The following is a 14,467-nucleotide window of genomic DNA, read 5'->3' as shown; positions in this document are numbered from 1 at the left end:
CGGGTTCAGGGCTCGAACTGCACGACGTAGACGCCCCACCGCGCCAGCTTCTCACCGGAGTCGCGGGCGATCTGCAGTTGTGTGGACGAGTTGAACTCGAACGCGCCGAGGGACTCTCCGATGAGATCATTGCCTGAGTAGGCCGACTCGCCTCCTCCCTGGCCGTTCATGGCCTGCCCGCTGGCGAACGACACCGTGCGCGATTCATCCACCGAGGAAATGCTGGCCTGGGTGTCGTTCTCGCCCGAGCCAATGGACACCGTGAGCGCCTGCACCTTCGCGAGCGTCCTGAAGTCGATCCGCTCCCAGGCGATCTCCTCGATGACCGCCGTCGTGCATCCCGTGGTGGTGCCCGCGCCCCGCGAGAAGGAGACCCCCGTGCTCGAGGACATCTCGCCTCGCAGGACCCGGTCACACAGGTTCGCCGTGGCCACGTTGGACACCCGGTAGGTGAAGAGCAGCGCGCTGGAGGCGAGATTCACGACCGGCTGAGAGGTATAGGCCACCTGGGTCTGGGTTCCGGACATCGTCCCCGCGCCCCGGTGGACCTGGATTCCGTCGGCCTCCACGACCTGGAGCGAGCCTTTCCAGGCGGTGTTGCAGGCGGTGGAGAAACGCAGCTCCACCTTGTTGGTATCGGTCAGCTTCGCCGTGTAGAAGTTGTCTCCCAGCGTCGAGCCGCTCACCTCGCTCGACACCAACAAAAAGGTCTTCGAGGGTGTCACGGGCTCGATGGGAACCGAGAGGGTGCTCCCCCCCTGGCAGGTGGGCTGCAGGTGCTGGACCTTCAGCCCGGACCCCAACTCCACGGTCTTCCACACGATGTAGACGTAGACCCCGGCTTGATTGCGTCCACAGGTGAGGGCGTCCCTGCCCGACAGCCAGCAGCGCAAGCTCGCGGCATCGGGACTGGTTCCCCCGGGATTGGCCTGGACGAACAGGATCGTCTTCGACAGATCGATCTGACCCGGAGAGATGGGGCAGGTCACCGAACGGCGCTCGGAGGGCATGTCACAAAAGCCCGTGCGCACCACGGGCCGGATGGTCTGCTCCTGCCTCACCGTGCTCAGACCCGACACCGCCGCGGAGAGCGTGATCGTCCCGCTCGTCCTGCCCTCGAAGTAGAAGGCGGAGCGCGTCGCGCCCGCGGCGAACACCGGATTGGACAACGGCGTGGTGCACGCCTCGTCGGAGAAGAACGAGAGCCCCGTTCCCGACAGCGTCATGCTTCTCGGAGAGGAGAGGACGACGGGGTTGGCGCCGCTGTCGCGCACCTCGAGCTCCACCTTGCCCGAGCATCCCCTCGTGGCCAGCGTCTGGGCTGCGGAGACGAAAGCCACGCTCACCGGCGGACGGCCCCCCGCGTCCGGAGTACCCGAGTCCGGAGTGCCCGAGTCCGGGCCCTCGGGCTCCAGGGGGCGCTGACACATGCCCGCACGGCAGACGAAGCCCGAGACACACTCGTCATCCCCGGTGCAGGCGTAGCGCCGGGTGTCGGCGCCCGTGGAACCGGAGGGACATCCCGGCAAGATGACCAGAAGCACCAGGACCAGCCAGAAGCAACGATTCATATGGGGTGAGACCTTCCGATGCACAGCCAACCCCATTCGGGGAAGTCGCGCAAGAAGCCGAGGTGGCATGCCATGGAAGGAGCGCCCTGGCACGACTCGACCGGACCCGGCTCCCCGATGCCTCCCGCCCGCGGGACTCCGTGCGAGAGAGCCTGCTGACGTTCAAGGACATCCCCGGGCGAGCCATCTGGAGTCGCACCTTCCCTTGAACGGCGGGAAGCGTAAACCGCGGCTCCCGGCGGATGTCTGACTTTCAGGAACCAGACATCCCCAAGCAGCGCTCTCCTGGACGACAGCCATTGATGGGCTCGTATGTCTGCATTCCAGACGACGTCCGAGGTCCTTGATCCATGTCCGCGCCGTCCACACGTTGCAGAGCATGGACACACCAACACTCGCCACGATCATCTCCCGCCATACCTCGGATTTGAAGCAGGCAGATCGGATGCCACCCGAGACATTGAAAGACTATCAGTCCGCGGCCCTGCGCGCCGTGGCCACCCGGGCCCAGGAGTACTCGCCCTTCTACCGGGAGAAGCTGGAGCGGGCGGGCATCCGCCCCGGAAGTATCAGAGGCCTGGAGGATCTCCCGCGCCTGCCCTTCCTGACCAAGGAGGAGCTGCGCGGACACCCCTGGCGTCTGCTCACCTGCGAGCGCCGGGACATCATGATCATCCAGGTCTCCACGGGCACGAGCGGCGGCGAGGAGATCTACAGCACCCAGAGCCGGTTGGATCTGCGCTATCACCTGTCCGCCCATTATCCCTCGCTGCTCCCGGTCACCCCGGGAGACGTGTGTCTCAATGCGCTGCCCTATGAGATGAGCACCTCGGGGCTGGCCATGCACCGGGAGTTCACCGAGGGCAGCCATGCCACGGTCATCGCCGCCGGGAAGGGCGGCGCGTACTCCACGCCCGCGAAGACCCTCAAGGTCTTCCGAGACCTTCGTCCCAGCATCGTCATCACCAGTCCGTCGTGGGCCATCGCCCTGGCGGAGGAGGCGGTCAACCAGGGCCTCTCCCTGCCGTCGATGGCCCCCCGGAAGATGTGGCTCACCGGCGAGGGCTGCTCTCCCTCCTTCCGGCGGCGCGTGGAGGCGCTCTGGGGCTGCGCTGCCTTCTTCCTCTATGGCTCCCTGGAGGGCGGAATGATGGGCGTGGAGTGCGAGGCCCGCGAGGGCTACCACCTGACCCAGGGCCACACCCTGCTCGAGGTGGTGGCCCCCGACACCGGGGTGCCCCTGCCCCCGGGCTCGGTGGGAGAGCTCGTCGTGACGGCGCTGCTGCGCCACGACAGTCCCCTGCTGCGCTTTCGTACCGGGGACCTGGGGGTGTTCGAGAAGGACACGTGCACCTGCGGCGCCACGGCGAGCCGCTTCCGCGTGCGTGGCCGGGCCTTCGAGCAGCTCCACTACCGGGGCCAGCGCGTGTCACCCCTCTTCCTGGAGGAATTCCTCATGCGCATGCCCGAGGTGGGCAACTGGTTCCACTTCGTCGTGCCCGCCTCGAACACCGCCCGCATCAAGGTCCGATGTGAGCCCGCCACCGGGGTGCGGCCCTCCCGGGAGCTGGGCAGCACGCTGGCCAGCAGGATGGAGGCCTTCACGCACCTGCCCTTGGACATCGAGTTCGTCGAGCGCCTGCCCCGCACGGGTACCAAGACCCTGCGCGTCGTGCGCGAGTGAGGACAGTCCCACCCCAGCAAGGAGTCGCGGCATGATCATCGACGCACACGCGCATCTGTGCCCCAAGCCCTATGGCTCGGTGGAGCACTACCTCTCGCAGCTGGACCGCAGCGGCATCAAGCAGGGCCTCGTCTGTCCAGGGGGCATGGTGGATGTCCGTCGGATGAACGAGTTCACCTCCGGCAGGCGCCAGGCCGACCCCATCCCCTGCAATGACTACATCCAGCAAGCCGTGCTCGCCCATCCCGGGCTGGCCGCCGTGGCGTGCCTGGACCCGCGCCCGCCGCACGCCCCGGAGGCGCTGGAGGAGTGGGTGTCCCGGGGCTTCCGGGGCCTGCTCGTGAGCCCCCTCGTCCACCGGTTCTCGTTCCTGGACGAGTGCATGGCGGCGCTCGCGTCGCTCTGTGGCGAGCGAGACATTCCGATCGTCTCCCACGTCGGCTTCCGGACAGGGGCGAACCCCGGAGACTTCATCCAGCTCGCCCGGCGCTTCCCCAAGACGTGCTTCCTGCTCGAGCACATGGGCGGGCCCCAGGCGGACACGGACGTGGTGGACGCGGCCGCGAGCCTCGACAACTTCTTCCTGGAGACGTCCCTGGGTACCTTCATGCACCTGCAGGAGACGGTGAAGAAGACGGGCGCGAGCAAGCTCGTCTTCGGCTCCGAGTTCCCCATGTCCCACCCGGGGCTGGAGCTCAAGAAGATCAGCCTGCTGCCCGTGTCCGAGGCCGAACGCGACCTCATCCTCGGCGTCAACGTCCAGACACTGTTCCACCTGAACTGACCTGATTTCTCGAAATACAAAATCCGCCGTGCCCGGTGACACGTCGAGGGGGGATTGGTTTTCCATGGAATCGGAAGACCCAATTCACGAGGAGCACAGGTGCTTCGACGATTCATTCTGGGGGCGGCCCTTTTCGTGTCGGGGGAGGTGTTCGCCAAACCGCCCGCCGGCGGAGTGTTCTGCACCACCTATCCTTCGGCACCCGTTTGCACCGGGCAACAGCCCTCCTGCACCTACTGTCACGTCGCGCCGCCACAGCGCAACGCCTTCGGAGCCGGGTTGGAACCCCACCTGGCGCCCGGTGCGCCGCGTCCGCTGTCCGACAATGACTTCGCCTATGCACTCCCCACCGCACTGAGGGCCGCCGAGTCGGCGGATGCCGATGGCGACGGCGTGCCGAACCTCGTGGAGATCCAGCGAGGCACCCTGCCGGCCGACGCCAACAGCTTCCCCGTGGAGACGGGCGGCTGCGCGGCGGGCACCAACCCCCAGTACGACGTGTGCCGCTACGACACACGCTTCGCGTACCGGCGCGTGCGGCTCGACTTCTGCGGGCAGTCACCCACCTACGCGCAGCTCGAGGAATTCGCCGCGTTGAACGCCGAGGCGCAACGCGTCCGGCTCGACGCCGAGCTCGATCGCTGCACCCAGAGCGAGTTCTGGCGCGGCAAGAACGGGCAGTTGTGGAAGCTCGCGCACCCGAAGATCCGCCCGGTGGGCTCGCTCAAGGAAGGAGAGGACGAGGGAGCCATTCCCCTCGCCGACTACTACGACGACTACGCGCTCTACGCCTATTCGCAGCTCGACGACCACGACGCGCGCGAGGTGATGACGGCGAAGTACTTCGTGCGCAGGGAGTCCAACCCCACGCGCTACTCGATGACGACGAAGCCGAATTCGATGCTGTACGTCCAGGACGAGCAGCACCGCGCGGGCAACATCACCTCCTCGTGGAGCCTCGTCTACTTCGTGATGTTCACCGCGATCCCTCGGAACGCCGCGTCACAGGCCTACCGCGCATATCTGGGCTACGACATCGCCAGACAAGAGGGCCTCTACGGCATTCCCAACGAGCCCCGCGACTACGACGCCAAGGGCGTGACGGAGCCCGCCTGCGCGGCCTGCCATGCGACGCTCGACCCGCTGAGCTACCCCTTCCGCAACTACCAGGGCATTTCCCTCACGGACCAGCAGAGCTCCGCGAACTACATCCCCAATCGCCTCGAGACGTACTTCAGTGACGTCGCGCCGACCATCACCCAGACCCCCGAGGCCGGCTACATCTTCGGCCAGAAGGTGAACAACCTCGTGGAGTGGGCGCGGGTGGGCGCCAACAGCGACGCCTTCGCCATCGCCACCGTCACCGACTACTGGAAGCTGCTCATCGGCCATCCCCCCACCCCCGAGGAGCACGCCGAGTTCGTCACCACCTGGAAGCGCTTCAAGGGCACGCACCAGTACCGCGTGCAGCGCATGCTTCATGACCTGATCCGCACGGAGGCCTACGGTGCGCCCTGATTCCCTTCGCGTGTTGTTCCTGTCCGCCGCCTGCGCTCTTACCGCCTGCCCGTCCCCCGCTCCCTCCCCCACTCCACCGGGGCAGGACCCGGGCACGCCACCACCCGCCGAGCTGGCACGCTCCTCGCGCAACAACCCGCGCTTCAAGGGCCCGGAGCGGCTGGCGTCCGACTTCGCGGCGGCGTTGTCCCTGCCCGTCGAGCAGGTGTGCAACGAGTTGGGCCAATACTCCTGCACCGCTTCCGTGCACACCGTGGCCCTGGGAGGCGTCGACCCCTACGGCCTTGGCTTCTACGAGCCGCTGCCCTTGACCGGAGTGACCACGCCCATCGCCGTGGACCGCGTGGCGACGGCGGCTTGCGTCCGGCGCGTCACGCTCGACGTCACCCTCCCCGCGGAGGCTGTCATCTTCGGGGGCATCGAGCTCGACTCCCAGGGGCGTCTGGCGAGCCGGGAGGGAGAACCGGTGAAGAACGCCATCACCGCGCTCTACCAGCGCGCGCTGTTGCGAGACCCCACGGAGGCCGAGGTGGGCACGCTGTCGCAACTGGCCACCGACATCGAAGCCTCGAGCAGTCAGGCGCCCGGCCGCGACTGGATGAAGGCCGCCTGCTTCGTCGTCCTCTCCTCCGCCGAATCCATCTTCTTCTAAAGGAAAATGACATGTCACTCCGCGACAATGGTCGGCTCTCGCGCCGGGAAATGTTGAAGGCACTCTCGCTGTGCGCGGCGGGCTCCGCGACGCTGGGACCCCTGCTGACGGGCTGCCGTGACGGGCTCAACACCCCGGAGACACTCGAGCGGCTCGGGGGCGTGCGCCACGCCCGCCTCGATGGCAAGCCCCGCTTCCTCATCGTGGTGGGCGCCGCCGGAGGCGCCTCCATCGTCGACAGCCTGCTGGCGGTGCGCGCCTCGGAAGCCGGCGCCAACGCCTCGCGGCTCAACACCTTCCCCGACGAGCAGGTGCGGGGCGTGGACGGCTCTCCGTTCCGCGCGGTGAAGGTGAGCAACCAAATGCTGGGCACCATCCCCCAGTGGGTGAACACGGATCAGCTGCCCTTCGTGCGCAAGCACAAGGACTCCATGCTCGTGGCCACCTCGGTGGGCACCTCGGTGAACCATGCCATCGCGCAGAAGCGGAGCATCACCGGCAACGCCGCCTGGCGCGGCCGCACGCTGCAGGAGTGCGTGGCCCTGCAGCATGGCGCGGGCTTCCCCATTCCCAACGTGAACATGGGAATGGGCGGCTACTCCGAGCGCGGCACCGATGGTTCGCTGCCCTCGTACTGCTACGGGGAGGTGGTGTCCAACGCCTCGTTCTGGCCATTGGGGCTCGACGGCGGCAAGGGCATCAAGGACGCGCCCCCACGCGACGTGGTGGAGATGGCCCGGCGCACGCGCAATACGCTCGATTCACAATCGGTCTTCGGGCGGACCTTCGAGAACGCGGCGGCGCTCCAGCGGTGGAACGAGCAGCGCATCGTGGGGCAACCCGCGCTGGAGGCGAAGGATCTGATCAACCGCCTCAACGTGCTGCCCGACCAGCCGCCGAAGATGCCTCTCACGGAGTACGGCCTGTCGAGCTCCCCCGATGGGGATCGGCTGCGCACGCTCTTCCCGGATTACCTGACCGACCCCGTGCAAGGACAGGCGGCGCTGGCGTTCCTGCTCCTCAAGTACCGGGTGTCGGTGACGGTGACGATTGGCCCGTCGTTCAACGTGGCGGTGGGGAACGATGAACAGGCTCCCATCGCCAACCCACCGCTGGCCTTCGACTTCAGCCACACCGATCATCGCGCGGGTCAGGCCTTCATGTGGGCACGGGTGATGGACGTGGTGGACAAGCTCATCGACCTGCTCAAGGCGGAGCCCTTCGACGGGACCACCGGCGAGAGCATGTGGGACCGTACGCTCATCTACGTGGCGACCGAATTCGGGCGCACGCGCTCGCGGCCCAATGACACCATGGCGTTCAGCACCGGGCATGACCTCAACAATGGCTTCTTGATGCTCTCGCCGATGCTCAAGGGCAACACGGTGCTGGGTGGGATCGACAAGGGCACCACGCTGACCTACGGATTCGACCCGCGCACCGGAGCTCCACGACCGGGCAAGGTGGAGACGAACGAGCCCGACATCTTCTCCGGCATCCTGAGCGCCCTGGGCGTGGATACCTCTGGCAGCGGACTCCCCGACGCGAGCGCTTTCGTGCGCACCTGAGCCGAGCCATCGAGACCAAGGTGTCAATCGTCTGACCCCCTTCGGGGGGCGGGGGCTCCCGGCAGGCGCCATTGCAACCGCAGACGCGGCTCTCCCTCCTGGGTCCAGTGGACCTGCAGTCCGCCCATCAACCGGGGATCCTCCGGGAAACCGCTTCGCTTGCGCTCCACCAGGGCCTCGAAGAAAGGCAGCAACAGCTCGCGCACCTTCCCCTGAAGCGACCGAAGGGCGGCCCGAGTGGCCTCCACCCTGTCCTTCCCAGGCTCCCAGGTGTCGAACACCACCGCGTTCCAGGTGGTGACCGCCAACTCGAGCATTGTCATGAATTGTTCGGGGTCCAGCTCCTCGGGCTCTGGAATGAGCGGCTCGACGAAGGAGATGAGCGTCTGGGAAATCTTGCGATGGGGAGGGGGTGGTACCCGGGGCGGAGGCACGGTACCCGGCTCGACAGGCCGAGGACGCCTCGGCGGAGACACGGGCGGGGGACGCCTCGCGGTGAAGAGTGGCACGTGGGCGCGGATGTGCGCACTGACGCGCAGCCCACCCAACGACGCCTCTTCTCGAAGCTCGAGCTGTTCTGGCGAGAGCCGTGCGAGGGCTCGGGTGAGCGCGAGGAGCGTCAACAGATCCTCCCGGCGCAGGGGGACGAAGCCTCCACCCGACAAGCGCAGTGGGGAGGGAAACATGGGAAGGCCGGCGAGCCGGCGAACCTCGGCGCGCACCCAGGCGGGCTCCTCCTCGAAGATCAGGGCGAGGCACTCCTGGTGGAGCGACTGCTTCATGCGTTCGACTTCCGGGAGTTGGCCCAGGCGCATGATGGAGCCGGGTTGTTCGTAGAGCGCGAAGCCGAACTCCTCGCCCCCATTGCCCAGCACGCACAGCTCGCGCCAGCCAGGGACGGGGCCCTCCAGCCGCAGCGTGAGCACCTCGATGTTCGTCCACAGTTCCCAGGGTCGAGCCCGCCACAGGGCACCGGCCGCCTCGAGGAGCCGCGGGAAGAACTCGGGTGGGACATCCTTCGGACCCAGCGGACCCCATTGCGTGGAGAGCGCCATCATGGCTCGTAACGGGAACAGCTCCCGAGGTACGGGGCGAGAGACGAAACCATACGAGGCCCCAGCGCGCGCCAGCCGGGGCTCACAGTAGAGACGGTGCCCCGGGAAATGGGGGGCCAACCGGGCCAGTCCCCTGGCGTCGCCTTCCGCCACCTCCGGATGGTGGGCTGTCCCATCCCCTCGCAGGGCGAAATAGACGAAGCACCGGCCCTCCTGCGTTTCCAGGGGTCCCAGCTTGAAGACATAGAGCGCATCGGGCTCGAGGCCCGGGTGCCCGGTTTCCATGGAGCGGGAGGCATGGCGCCTGCGGAAGGGCACCACCTTGTCATCATCCGACTTGGAGTCCATGGCGCTTCACGCTACCAGCTCCGGGGCCCGGAGATGACCGGAAAAGTCACGTCGTTGGAGTGACTCCCGCAGTCGTCCTCGTGGACAGGGGATCGGACTCGACGCCCGCCCCACCGTGTGACGAACCGGTCACGCGAGTGCGAGAAGCAGGTGAGTTGAGTCGTGGACGGTTGAGGGGGCGGCGGCGCTGCGTCACACAGTCGTGGCGAAGGTGCCCGAGGGGAGGACCGTCCGGATGTGGAAGCTGCGGTGGGGAGTGCTCGCGGTGGTGATGCTGCTGGCTGCCTGCAAGGAGTCCAGCCAGGGGACTCCCAGTGCACCCGATGCCACGCGCGAGCCCCAGGCGGCGAGCGGCGGGCGGCCCGTGGTGCTGACGGTGGCCTACGGCAGTGAGAAGAAGAGCTGGTTCGAGGAGCAGGCGCGGGCCTTCGAGCGGAGCGGGTCGAAGACGAAGTCGGGCCGGCCCATCCGGGTGGAGGGCCAGGCGATGGGCTCGGGCGAGGCGGTGCAGGACATTGTCTCCGGCAAGCTCCAGGCGCACGTCTACAGCCCGGCCTCCAGCGTGTACCTGCCGCTGCTCAACAACGCGTGGATGACGTCCAGGGGCGGGACGACACCCGTGGTGAACGAGGCAGAGCCGCTGCTGCTCTCGCCCATCGTCATCGCCATGTGGAAGCCCATGGCACAGGCGCTGGGCTGGCCGGGCAGGCCCCTGGGCTGGGCGAACCTGATGAAGGTGGCGGCGGACAAGCGGGGCTGGGGCGCATACGGGCACCCCGAGTGGGGCCGCTTCAAGCTGGGCCACACCCACCCGGACTCCTCCAACTCGGGCCTGCTGTCGGTGCTGGCCGAGGCCTACGCGGGCTCGGGCAAGACGCGCGGGCTGACGGTGGCGGACGTGGAGAGCAAGAAGACGAAGGCGCTGATGACGGAGATCGAGGGCACGGTGGTGCACTACGGCAAGTCCACCGGCTTCTTCTCGGACAAGATGCTGCGGCGGGGGCCAGACTACCTGTCGGCGGCGGTGCTGTACGAGAACCTGGTCATCGAATCCCACGGCAAGCAGACGGACGCGCCGTTCCCGTTGGTATCCATCTACCCGGTGGAGGGTACCTTCTGGTCGGATCATCCGTACGCGGTGCTGGACGCGGACTGGGTGGGCCCCGAGGAGCGCGAGGCGGCGCGGACCTTCCTGGCCTTCCTCAAGGCGCGGCCGGCACAGGAGCGCGCGCTGGCGCTGGGCTTCCGTCCGGCGGACCCGTCGGTGGCGATCACCGCGCCGGTGGACGCGGCGCACGGCGCGGATCCCAAGCAGCCGCGGACGCTGCTGGAGGTGCCCGGCGCGAACGTGCTGGAGAAGCTGCTGGCCGTGTGGCGCGAGACGAAGAAGCCCACGGACGTCACCTTCGTCTTCGACAAGTCCGGCAGCATGACGGGCCGCCCGCTGGCCGAGGCCAAGGTGGGAGCGAAGCGCTTCCTGGAATCGCTGTCGGACCGGGACGCGGTGACGCTCGTCCTCTTCGACAACAACGTGTACCCGCCCCTGGGGCCGATGGTGCTCGGCAAGGGCCGCGCGGAGCTGCTCGGCCGCGTCGACAACATCATCGCCGACGGGGGCACCGCCCTCTATTCGGCCACCCAGACCGCCTACAAGCTCGCTCGGGAGCGGGCGCGGAAGGAGCCGGGAAGGATCCACGCCGTGGTGGTGATGACGGACGGCATGGACGATAGCAGCACCCTCACGCTGGGGGACCTGGAGCAGGGCCTGAGCACTTCGAGCGGGGAGAACCCGGTGCGCATCTTCACCATCGCCTACGGCGAAGACGCCGAGGGCAAGGTGCTCGAGCGCATCGCCGAGGCGGCCAGGGGCTCCAGCGCGAAGGGCGGCGTGGAGGACATCGTCCAGGTGTACCGGGACATGGCGTCCTTCTTCTGAGACGTGGGATGAGGGGACTGGCCAGGAGCCGAGCCCCCCGCGCTCAGCCCTGCAACTCGCGCAGCGTCACCGAGGGCGGCGCGTCCAGCACCCGCCGGGTGGCGAACATGCCCGCGCTCACCGCCGCGAGCACCCCCAGCCCGCCGCCCACTCCCACCAGCCGCCAGTCCGCCTGCCATGGCAGTTCGAACACCTGCGTGGCGATGACTCCGGCCAGGAGGGAGGCGGCGAACGCCGCGGTGAGGCCCGACAAGAGGCCAATGGCCGCGAACTCCGAGGCCTGCGCGAGCCGCAACTGCCGGCGGCTGCCGCCCAGCACCCGCATCACGCCACCTTCCAGCAGGCGCTCGTCCTGACTGGCGCTGACCGCGGCCATCAGCACCAGCAGGCCCGCGAGCAGCGAGAAGTAGAACACCACTTCCACCACGGTGGAGACCTGGTCCGCGGTGTCGCGCGCCTGCTTGAGCAGCGCATCCACATCCACCACCGAGAGGTTGGGGAAGCGGGACACCAGCTCCGCGGTGAAGCGCGTGCGCTCGGGGGGCACGTGCATCGCGGTGATGTAGCTGGCCGCATAGCCCGCGAGCGAGCCCGGCGACACCAGCACGATGAAGTTCGGCCGGAAGCTCTCCCACTCCACCTCGCGCAGGCTGGTGACGGTGGCCTCGAGCCGCTGGCCCGCGATGTCGAAGGCCACGCGATCTCCGAGCTTCCAGCCCATCGCGGAGGCGAAGTCCTCCTCCACGGAGAGCTCCGGCTTCTCCGGGCGCCGCGGTCCCCAGAACGTGCCCGCGGAGATGCGGTTGTCGTCGCGAAGCGTGGTGACGCTGGAGAGGTTGTACTCGCGATCCCTCCGCCGCTGCCCGCGACGCTCCTCCTCGGTGTTGGCGGCACCCTCGGCGGGCGTGGCCTTCACCGGCTCGCCGTTGTGCGCCACCAGGCGGCCGCGCACCATGGGGAAGAGGTCCGGCGCGGGCAACCCCCGCTCGGCCATGAACGCGCGCACCGGCTCGAGCTGATCCTCCTGCACGTTGACGATGAAGCGGTTGGGGGCCTCCTTGGCGAGCGCCACCTGCCAGCGGTCGAGCAGATCGGTGCGCACGAAGGTGAGCAGCAGCAACGCCATCAGCCCCAGGCCGAGCGCCGACACCTGCGCGACGCTGGTGGCCGCGCGCCGGCTCACATTGGCCAGCCCGTAGCGCAAGCTCCCGCGCAGCCGCGAGCGCAGCCGCCGCACGACGGAGATGAGCCCCCACGCCAGGGCGGCCAGCACGCCCAGCGTGGCGACGATGCCGAGGAGCATCGCGGACGCCAGCCCCGCCGAGCCGGCCTTCCACCACAGCAGCGCGGTCAACCCCGCCACGCCCGCGAGCCCCACCAGCCAGGAGCTCGGCTCGGTGCGGTCGAGGTCCCTGCGCAACACGCGCAGCGCGGGCACCCGGCGCAGCGCGAGAATGGGGGGCGCACCGAAGGTCAGCAGGACCACCAGTCCCACCCCATACCCCTGCATCGCCGGCACCCAGCCGGCCGCCGGAATGTCCAGCTTCAGCGCTTCGGAGAGCCACCTGCCCACCAGCCACTGCACGAGGAAGGCGAGCAGGACACCGAGGGAGCTCGCGATGAGGCCGGCGAGGAGCAGCTCGCCACCGTGGGTGGCCACCAGCGTGCGCTGGCTCGCGCCCAGACACCGCATCACCGCGGTGCTCGACAGGTGCCGCTCGCTGTGCCGGCGCGCCGCCATGGCCACGGCCACCGCCGCCAGCACCACCGACACCAACGCCGCCAGGCCCAGGAAGCGGTCGGCCCTGTCGAGCGCGGAGCGCATCTCCGGACGCGCGTCCTTCACCGTCTCCAGGCGCTGGCCACGCGCGAGCCCCTCACGCGCGGTGCGCACGAAGCGCTCCACCGCGTCCGGCTCTCCGGCGACCACCAGGCGGTAGCGCAGCCGGCTGCCCTCCTGCACCAGCCCCGTCGCGGGCAGGTCGGCGAGGTGGAGGAACACCCGGGGCGCGATGTTGAAGTAGTCGATCGCCGCGTCCGGTTCCTGCACCACCAGCGCGGAGAGCCGCAACTGCGACTCGCCAATGCCAATCATGTCCCCCAGTCTGGCATCCAGCGCGTCCGCGCCAGCGCGGCTCAGCCACACGCTGCCGCGCTCGGGAATGCCCGTGGCGTCGCGCTCGGGGCCGTCCACCGAGTCCACGATGCGGAAGCGGCCCCGCAGGGGAAAGCCCTCACCGAGCGCCCGGAGCTCTCCGAGCTTGAGCCGCTCATCGTCCGCGTCGCCGACCCGGATCATGCTGGGCAGCTCCTGCGTCTCGGTGCTCCGCAGCCCGGGCGCTTTCGCCGCCTCGCGCACCACCCCCTCGAGGGGCGTGTCGCCGAGCACCACCGCATCTCCGCCGAGCAGCCGGTTGGCCTCGAGGGCCAGCGCGCGCTCGGCGCGGTCGGTGACGAAGCCGATAGCCGTCACGGCCAGCACCGCGAGCACCAGGGCGGCGAGGAGGATGCGCAGCTCTCCGGCGGCGAAGTCACGGCGCAGCTGGCGCCAGGCCATCTTGAGCAGTCTCATGACGCTTGCCGCTCCTCGGTGACCAGTCGGCCCCCGTCGAGCCGCAGCCTGCGCCCGCAGCGCGCCGCGAGGTGATCGTCATGGGTGACGAGCACCAGGGTGGTGCCGGCCTCCGCGTTGAGCGAGAACAGCAGCTCGACGATGGCCTGGCCGGTGCGGGTGTCGAGGTTGCCGGTGGGCTCGTCGGCGAAGAGCACCGCCGGACGGGTGACGAAGGCGCGCGCCAGGGCGACGCGCTGCTGCTCTCCGCCGGACAGCTGGCGCGGGTAGTGGCCCAGCCGCTCCCCCAGCCCCACCTTCCCGAGGATGGCCCGGGCGGGCGACTCCACGTCCGCGTCTCCGCGCAGCTCGAGCGGCAGCATCACGTTCTCCAGCGCCGTCAGCGAGGGCAGCAACTGGAAGCTCTGGAAGACGAACCCCACCTTCTCACCGCGCACGCGCGCACGGCCGTCCTCGTCCAGGGCGGACAGCGGCTCGCCGTCCAACAGCACGCTCCCGCTGCTGGGCGTGTCCAGCCCGGCCATCAGCGACAGCAGCGTGCTCTTTCCCGAGCCGGAGGCGCCGACGATGGCCACGGTGTCTCCATGGGAGATGGAGAAGCCCACCCCCTCGAGGATGGTGAGCGCGCCGGACGGCAGGGACACGCGTTTGCCCAGTTCCGACACCTGGAGGGCCAACCGCCGCGGGTCGGGCTGGACTTTGATGTGCATCGCGAGATCGTGGGGCATATTCGAGTTGTTTGTCAGGGGAGCGTCTGCTCGCGGAGCAGGCTTGTAACG

General features: G+C 68.7%; 10 protein-coding genes. 6 read left to right on the top strand and 4 right to left on the bottom strand.

Annotated elements, in window-relative coordinates:
- Positions 1-5 precede the first annotated feature (5 nt).
- Positions 6-1,571, bottom strand: coding sequence for a hypothetical protein (locus tag CYFUS_RS20195; RefSeq protein ID WP_095986712.1), 1,566 nt, complete (start codon positions 1,569-1,571; stop codon positions 6-8).
- A gap of 379 nt (positions 1,572-1,950) precedes the next feature.
- Between CYFUS_RS20195 and CYFUS_RS20190 the strand changes: the two genes are divergently transcribed.
- From CYFUS_RS20190 to CYFUS_RS20170, 5 genes are all read left to right on the top strand, one after another.
- Positions 1,951-3,255, top strand: coding sequence for a phenylacetate--CoA ligase family protein (locus tag CYFUS_RS20190; RefSeq protein WP_095992124.1), 1,305 nt, complete (start codon positions 1,951-1,953; stop codon positions 3,253-3,255).
- A gap of 31 nt (positions 3,256-3,286) precedes the next feature.
- Positions 3,287-4,039, top strand: a complete 753-nt coding sequence (locus CYFUS_RS20185; RefSeq protein ID WP_095986711.1) for an amidohydrolase family protein — start codon at positions 3,287-3,289, stop codon at positions 4,037-4,039.
- A gap of 99 nt (positions 4,040-4,138) precedes the next feature.
- Positions 4,139-5,557 (top strand): hypothetical protein, encoded by a 1,419-nt coding sequence (locus tag CYFUS_RS20180; RefSeq protein ID WP_095986710.1) that lies wholly within the window; start codon positions 4,139-4,141, stop codon positions 5,555-5,557.
- On the top strand, positions 5,547-6,209 hold the full coding sequence (locus tag CYFUS_RS20175) for a hypothetical protein (RefSeq protein ID WP_095986709.1): 663 nt from the start codon (positions 5,547-5,549) through the stop codon (positions 6,207-6,209). The genes CYFUS_RS20180 and CYFUS_RS20175 overlap by 11 nt, the downstream gene beginning before the upstream one ends.
- A gap of 11 nt (positions 6,210-6,220) precedes the next feature.
- Positions 6,221-7,777, top strand: coding sequence for a DUF1501 domain-containing protein (locus tag CYFUS_RS20170; RefSeq protein WP_095986708.1), 1,557 nt, complete (start codon positions 6,221-6,223; stop codon positions 7,775-7,777).
- A gap of 23 nt (positions 7,778-7,800) precedes the next feature.
- On the opposite strand, the gene CYFUS_RS20165 is transcribed toward CYFUS_RS20170, so the two are convergent.
- Positions 7,801-9,180, bottom strand: coding sequence for a hypothetical protein (locus CYFUS_RS20165; protein WP_095986707.1), 1,380 nt, complete (start codon positions 9,178-9,180; stop codon positions 7,801-7,803).
- Positions 9,181-9,415: 235 nt separating this feature from the next.
- Here CYFUS_RS20165 and CYFUS_RS20160 point away from each other — a divergent pair, with 235 nt between their 5' ends.
- On the top strand, positions 9,416-11,116 hold the full coding sequence (locus CYFUS_RS20160; RefSeq protein ID WP_095986706.1) for a VWA domain-containing protein: 1,701 nt from the start codon (positions 9,416-9,418) through the stop codon (positions 11,114-11,116).
- Between the two features lie 43 nt (positions 11,117-11,159).
- Here CYFUS_RS20160 and CYFUS_RS20155 read toward each other — a convergent pair whose 3' ends face one another.
- Both CYFUS_RS20155 and CYFUS_RS20150 read right to left on the bottom strand, forming a co-directional pair.
- The gene (locus CYFUS_RS20155) at positions 11,160-13,688 is read right to left on the bottom strand and encodes an ABC transporter permease (protein ID WP_095986705.1); all 2,529 of its coding nucleotides are present in this window, start codon (positions 13,686-13,688) and stop codon (positions 11,160-11,162) included.
- Positions 13,685-14,398, bottom strand: coding sequence for an ABC transporter ATP-binding protein (locus tag CYFUS_RS20150; protein WP_232537669.1), 714 nt, complete (start codon positions 14,396-14,398; stop codon positions 13,685-13,687). The genes CYFUS_RS20155 and CYFUS_RS20150 overlap by 4 nt, the downstream gene beginning before the upstream one ends.
- Positions 14,399-14,467 lie beyond the last annotated feature (69 nt).

This window comes from Cystobacter fuscus (genome assembly GCF_002305875.1).
GTDB lineage: Bacteria > Myxococcota > Myxococcia > Myxococcales > Myxococcaceae > Cystobacter > Cystobacter fuscus_A.
This window is presented reverse-complemented; position numbering and strand designations above follow the sequence as displayed.

Bases quoted from the DNA above. Each gene is read 5' to 3' on its own strand.
- CYFUS_RS20160 (WP_095986706.1), top strand. From the start codon at position 9,416: ATGTGGAAGCTGCGGTGGGGAGTGCTCGCGGTGGTGATGCTGCTGGCT.
- CYFUS_RS20165 (WP_095986707.1), bottom strand. From the start codon at position 9,180: ATGGACTCCAAGTCGGATGATGACAAGGTGGTGCCCTTCCGCAGGCGC.
- CYFUS_RS20170 (WP_095986708.1), top strand. From the start codon at position 6,221: ATGTCACTCCGCGACAATGGTCGGCTCTCGCGCCGGGAAATGTTGAAG.
- CYFUS_RS20155 (WP_095986705.1), bottom strand. From the start codon at position 13,688: ATGAGACTGCTCAAGATGGCCTGGCGCCAGCTGCGCCGTGACTTCGCC.
- CYFUS_RS20190 (WP_095992124.1), top strand. From the start codon at position 1,951: ATGGACACACCAACACTCGCCACGATCATCTCCCGCCATACCTCGGAT.
- CYFUS_RS20195 (WP_095986712.1), bottom strand. From the start codon at position 1,571: ATGAATCGTTGCTTCTGGCTGGTCCTGGTGCTTCTGGTCATCTTGCCG.
- CYFUS_RS20150 (WP_232537669.1), bottom strand. From the start codon at position 14,398: ATGCACATCAAAGTCCAGCCCGACCCGCGGCGGTTGGCCCTCCAGGTG.
- CYFUS_RS20185 (WP_095986711.1), top strand. From the start codon at position 3,287: ATGATCATCGACGCACACGCGCATCTGTGCCCCAAGCCCTATGGCTCG.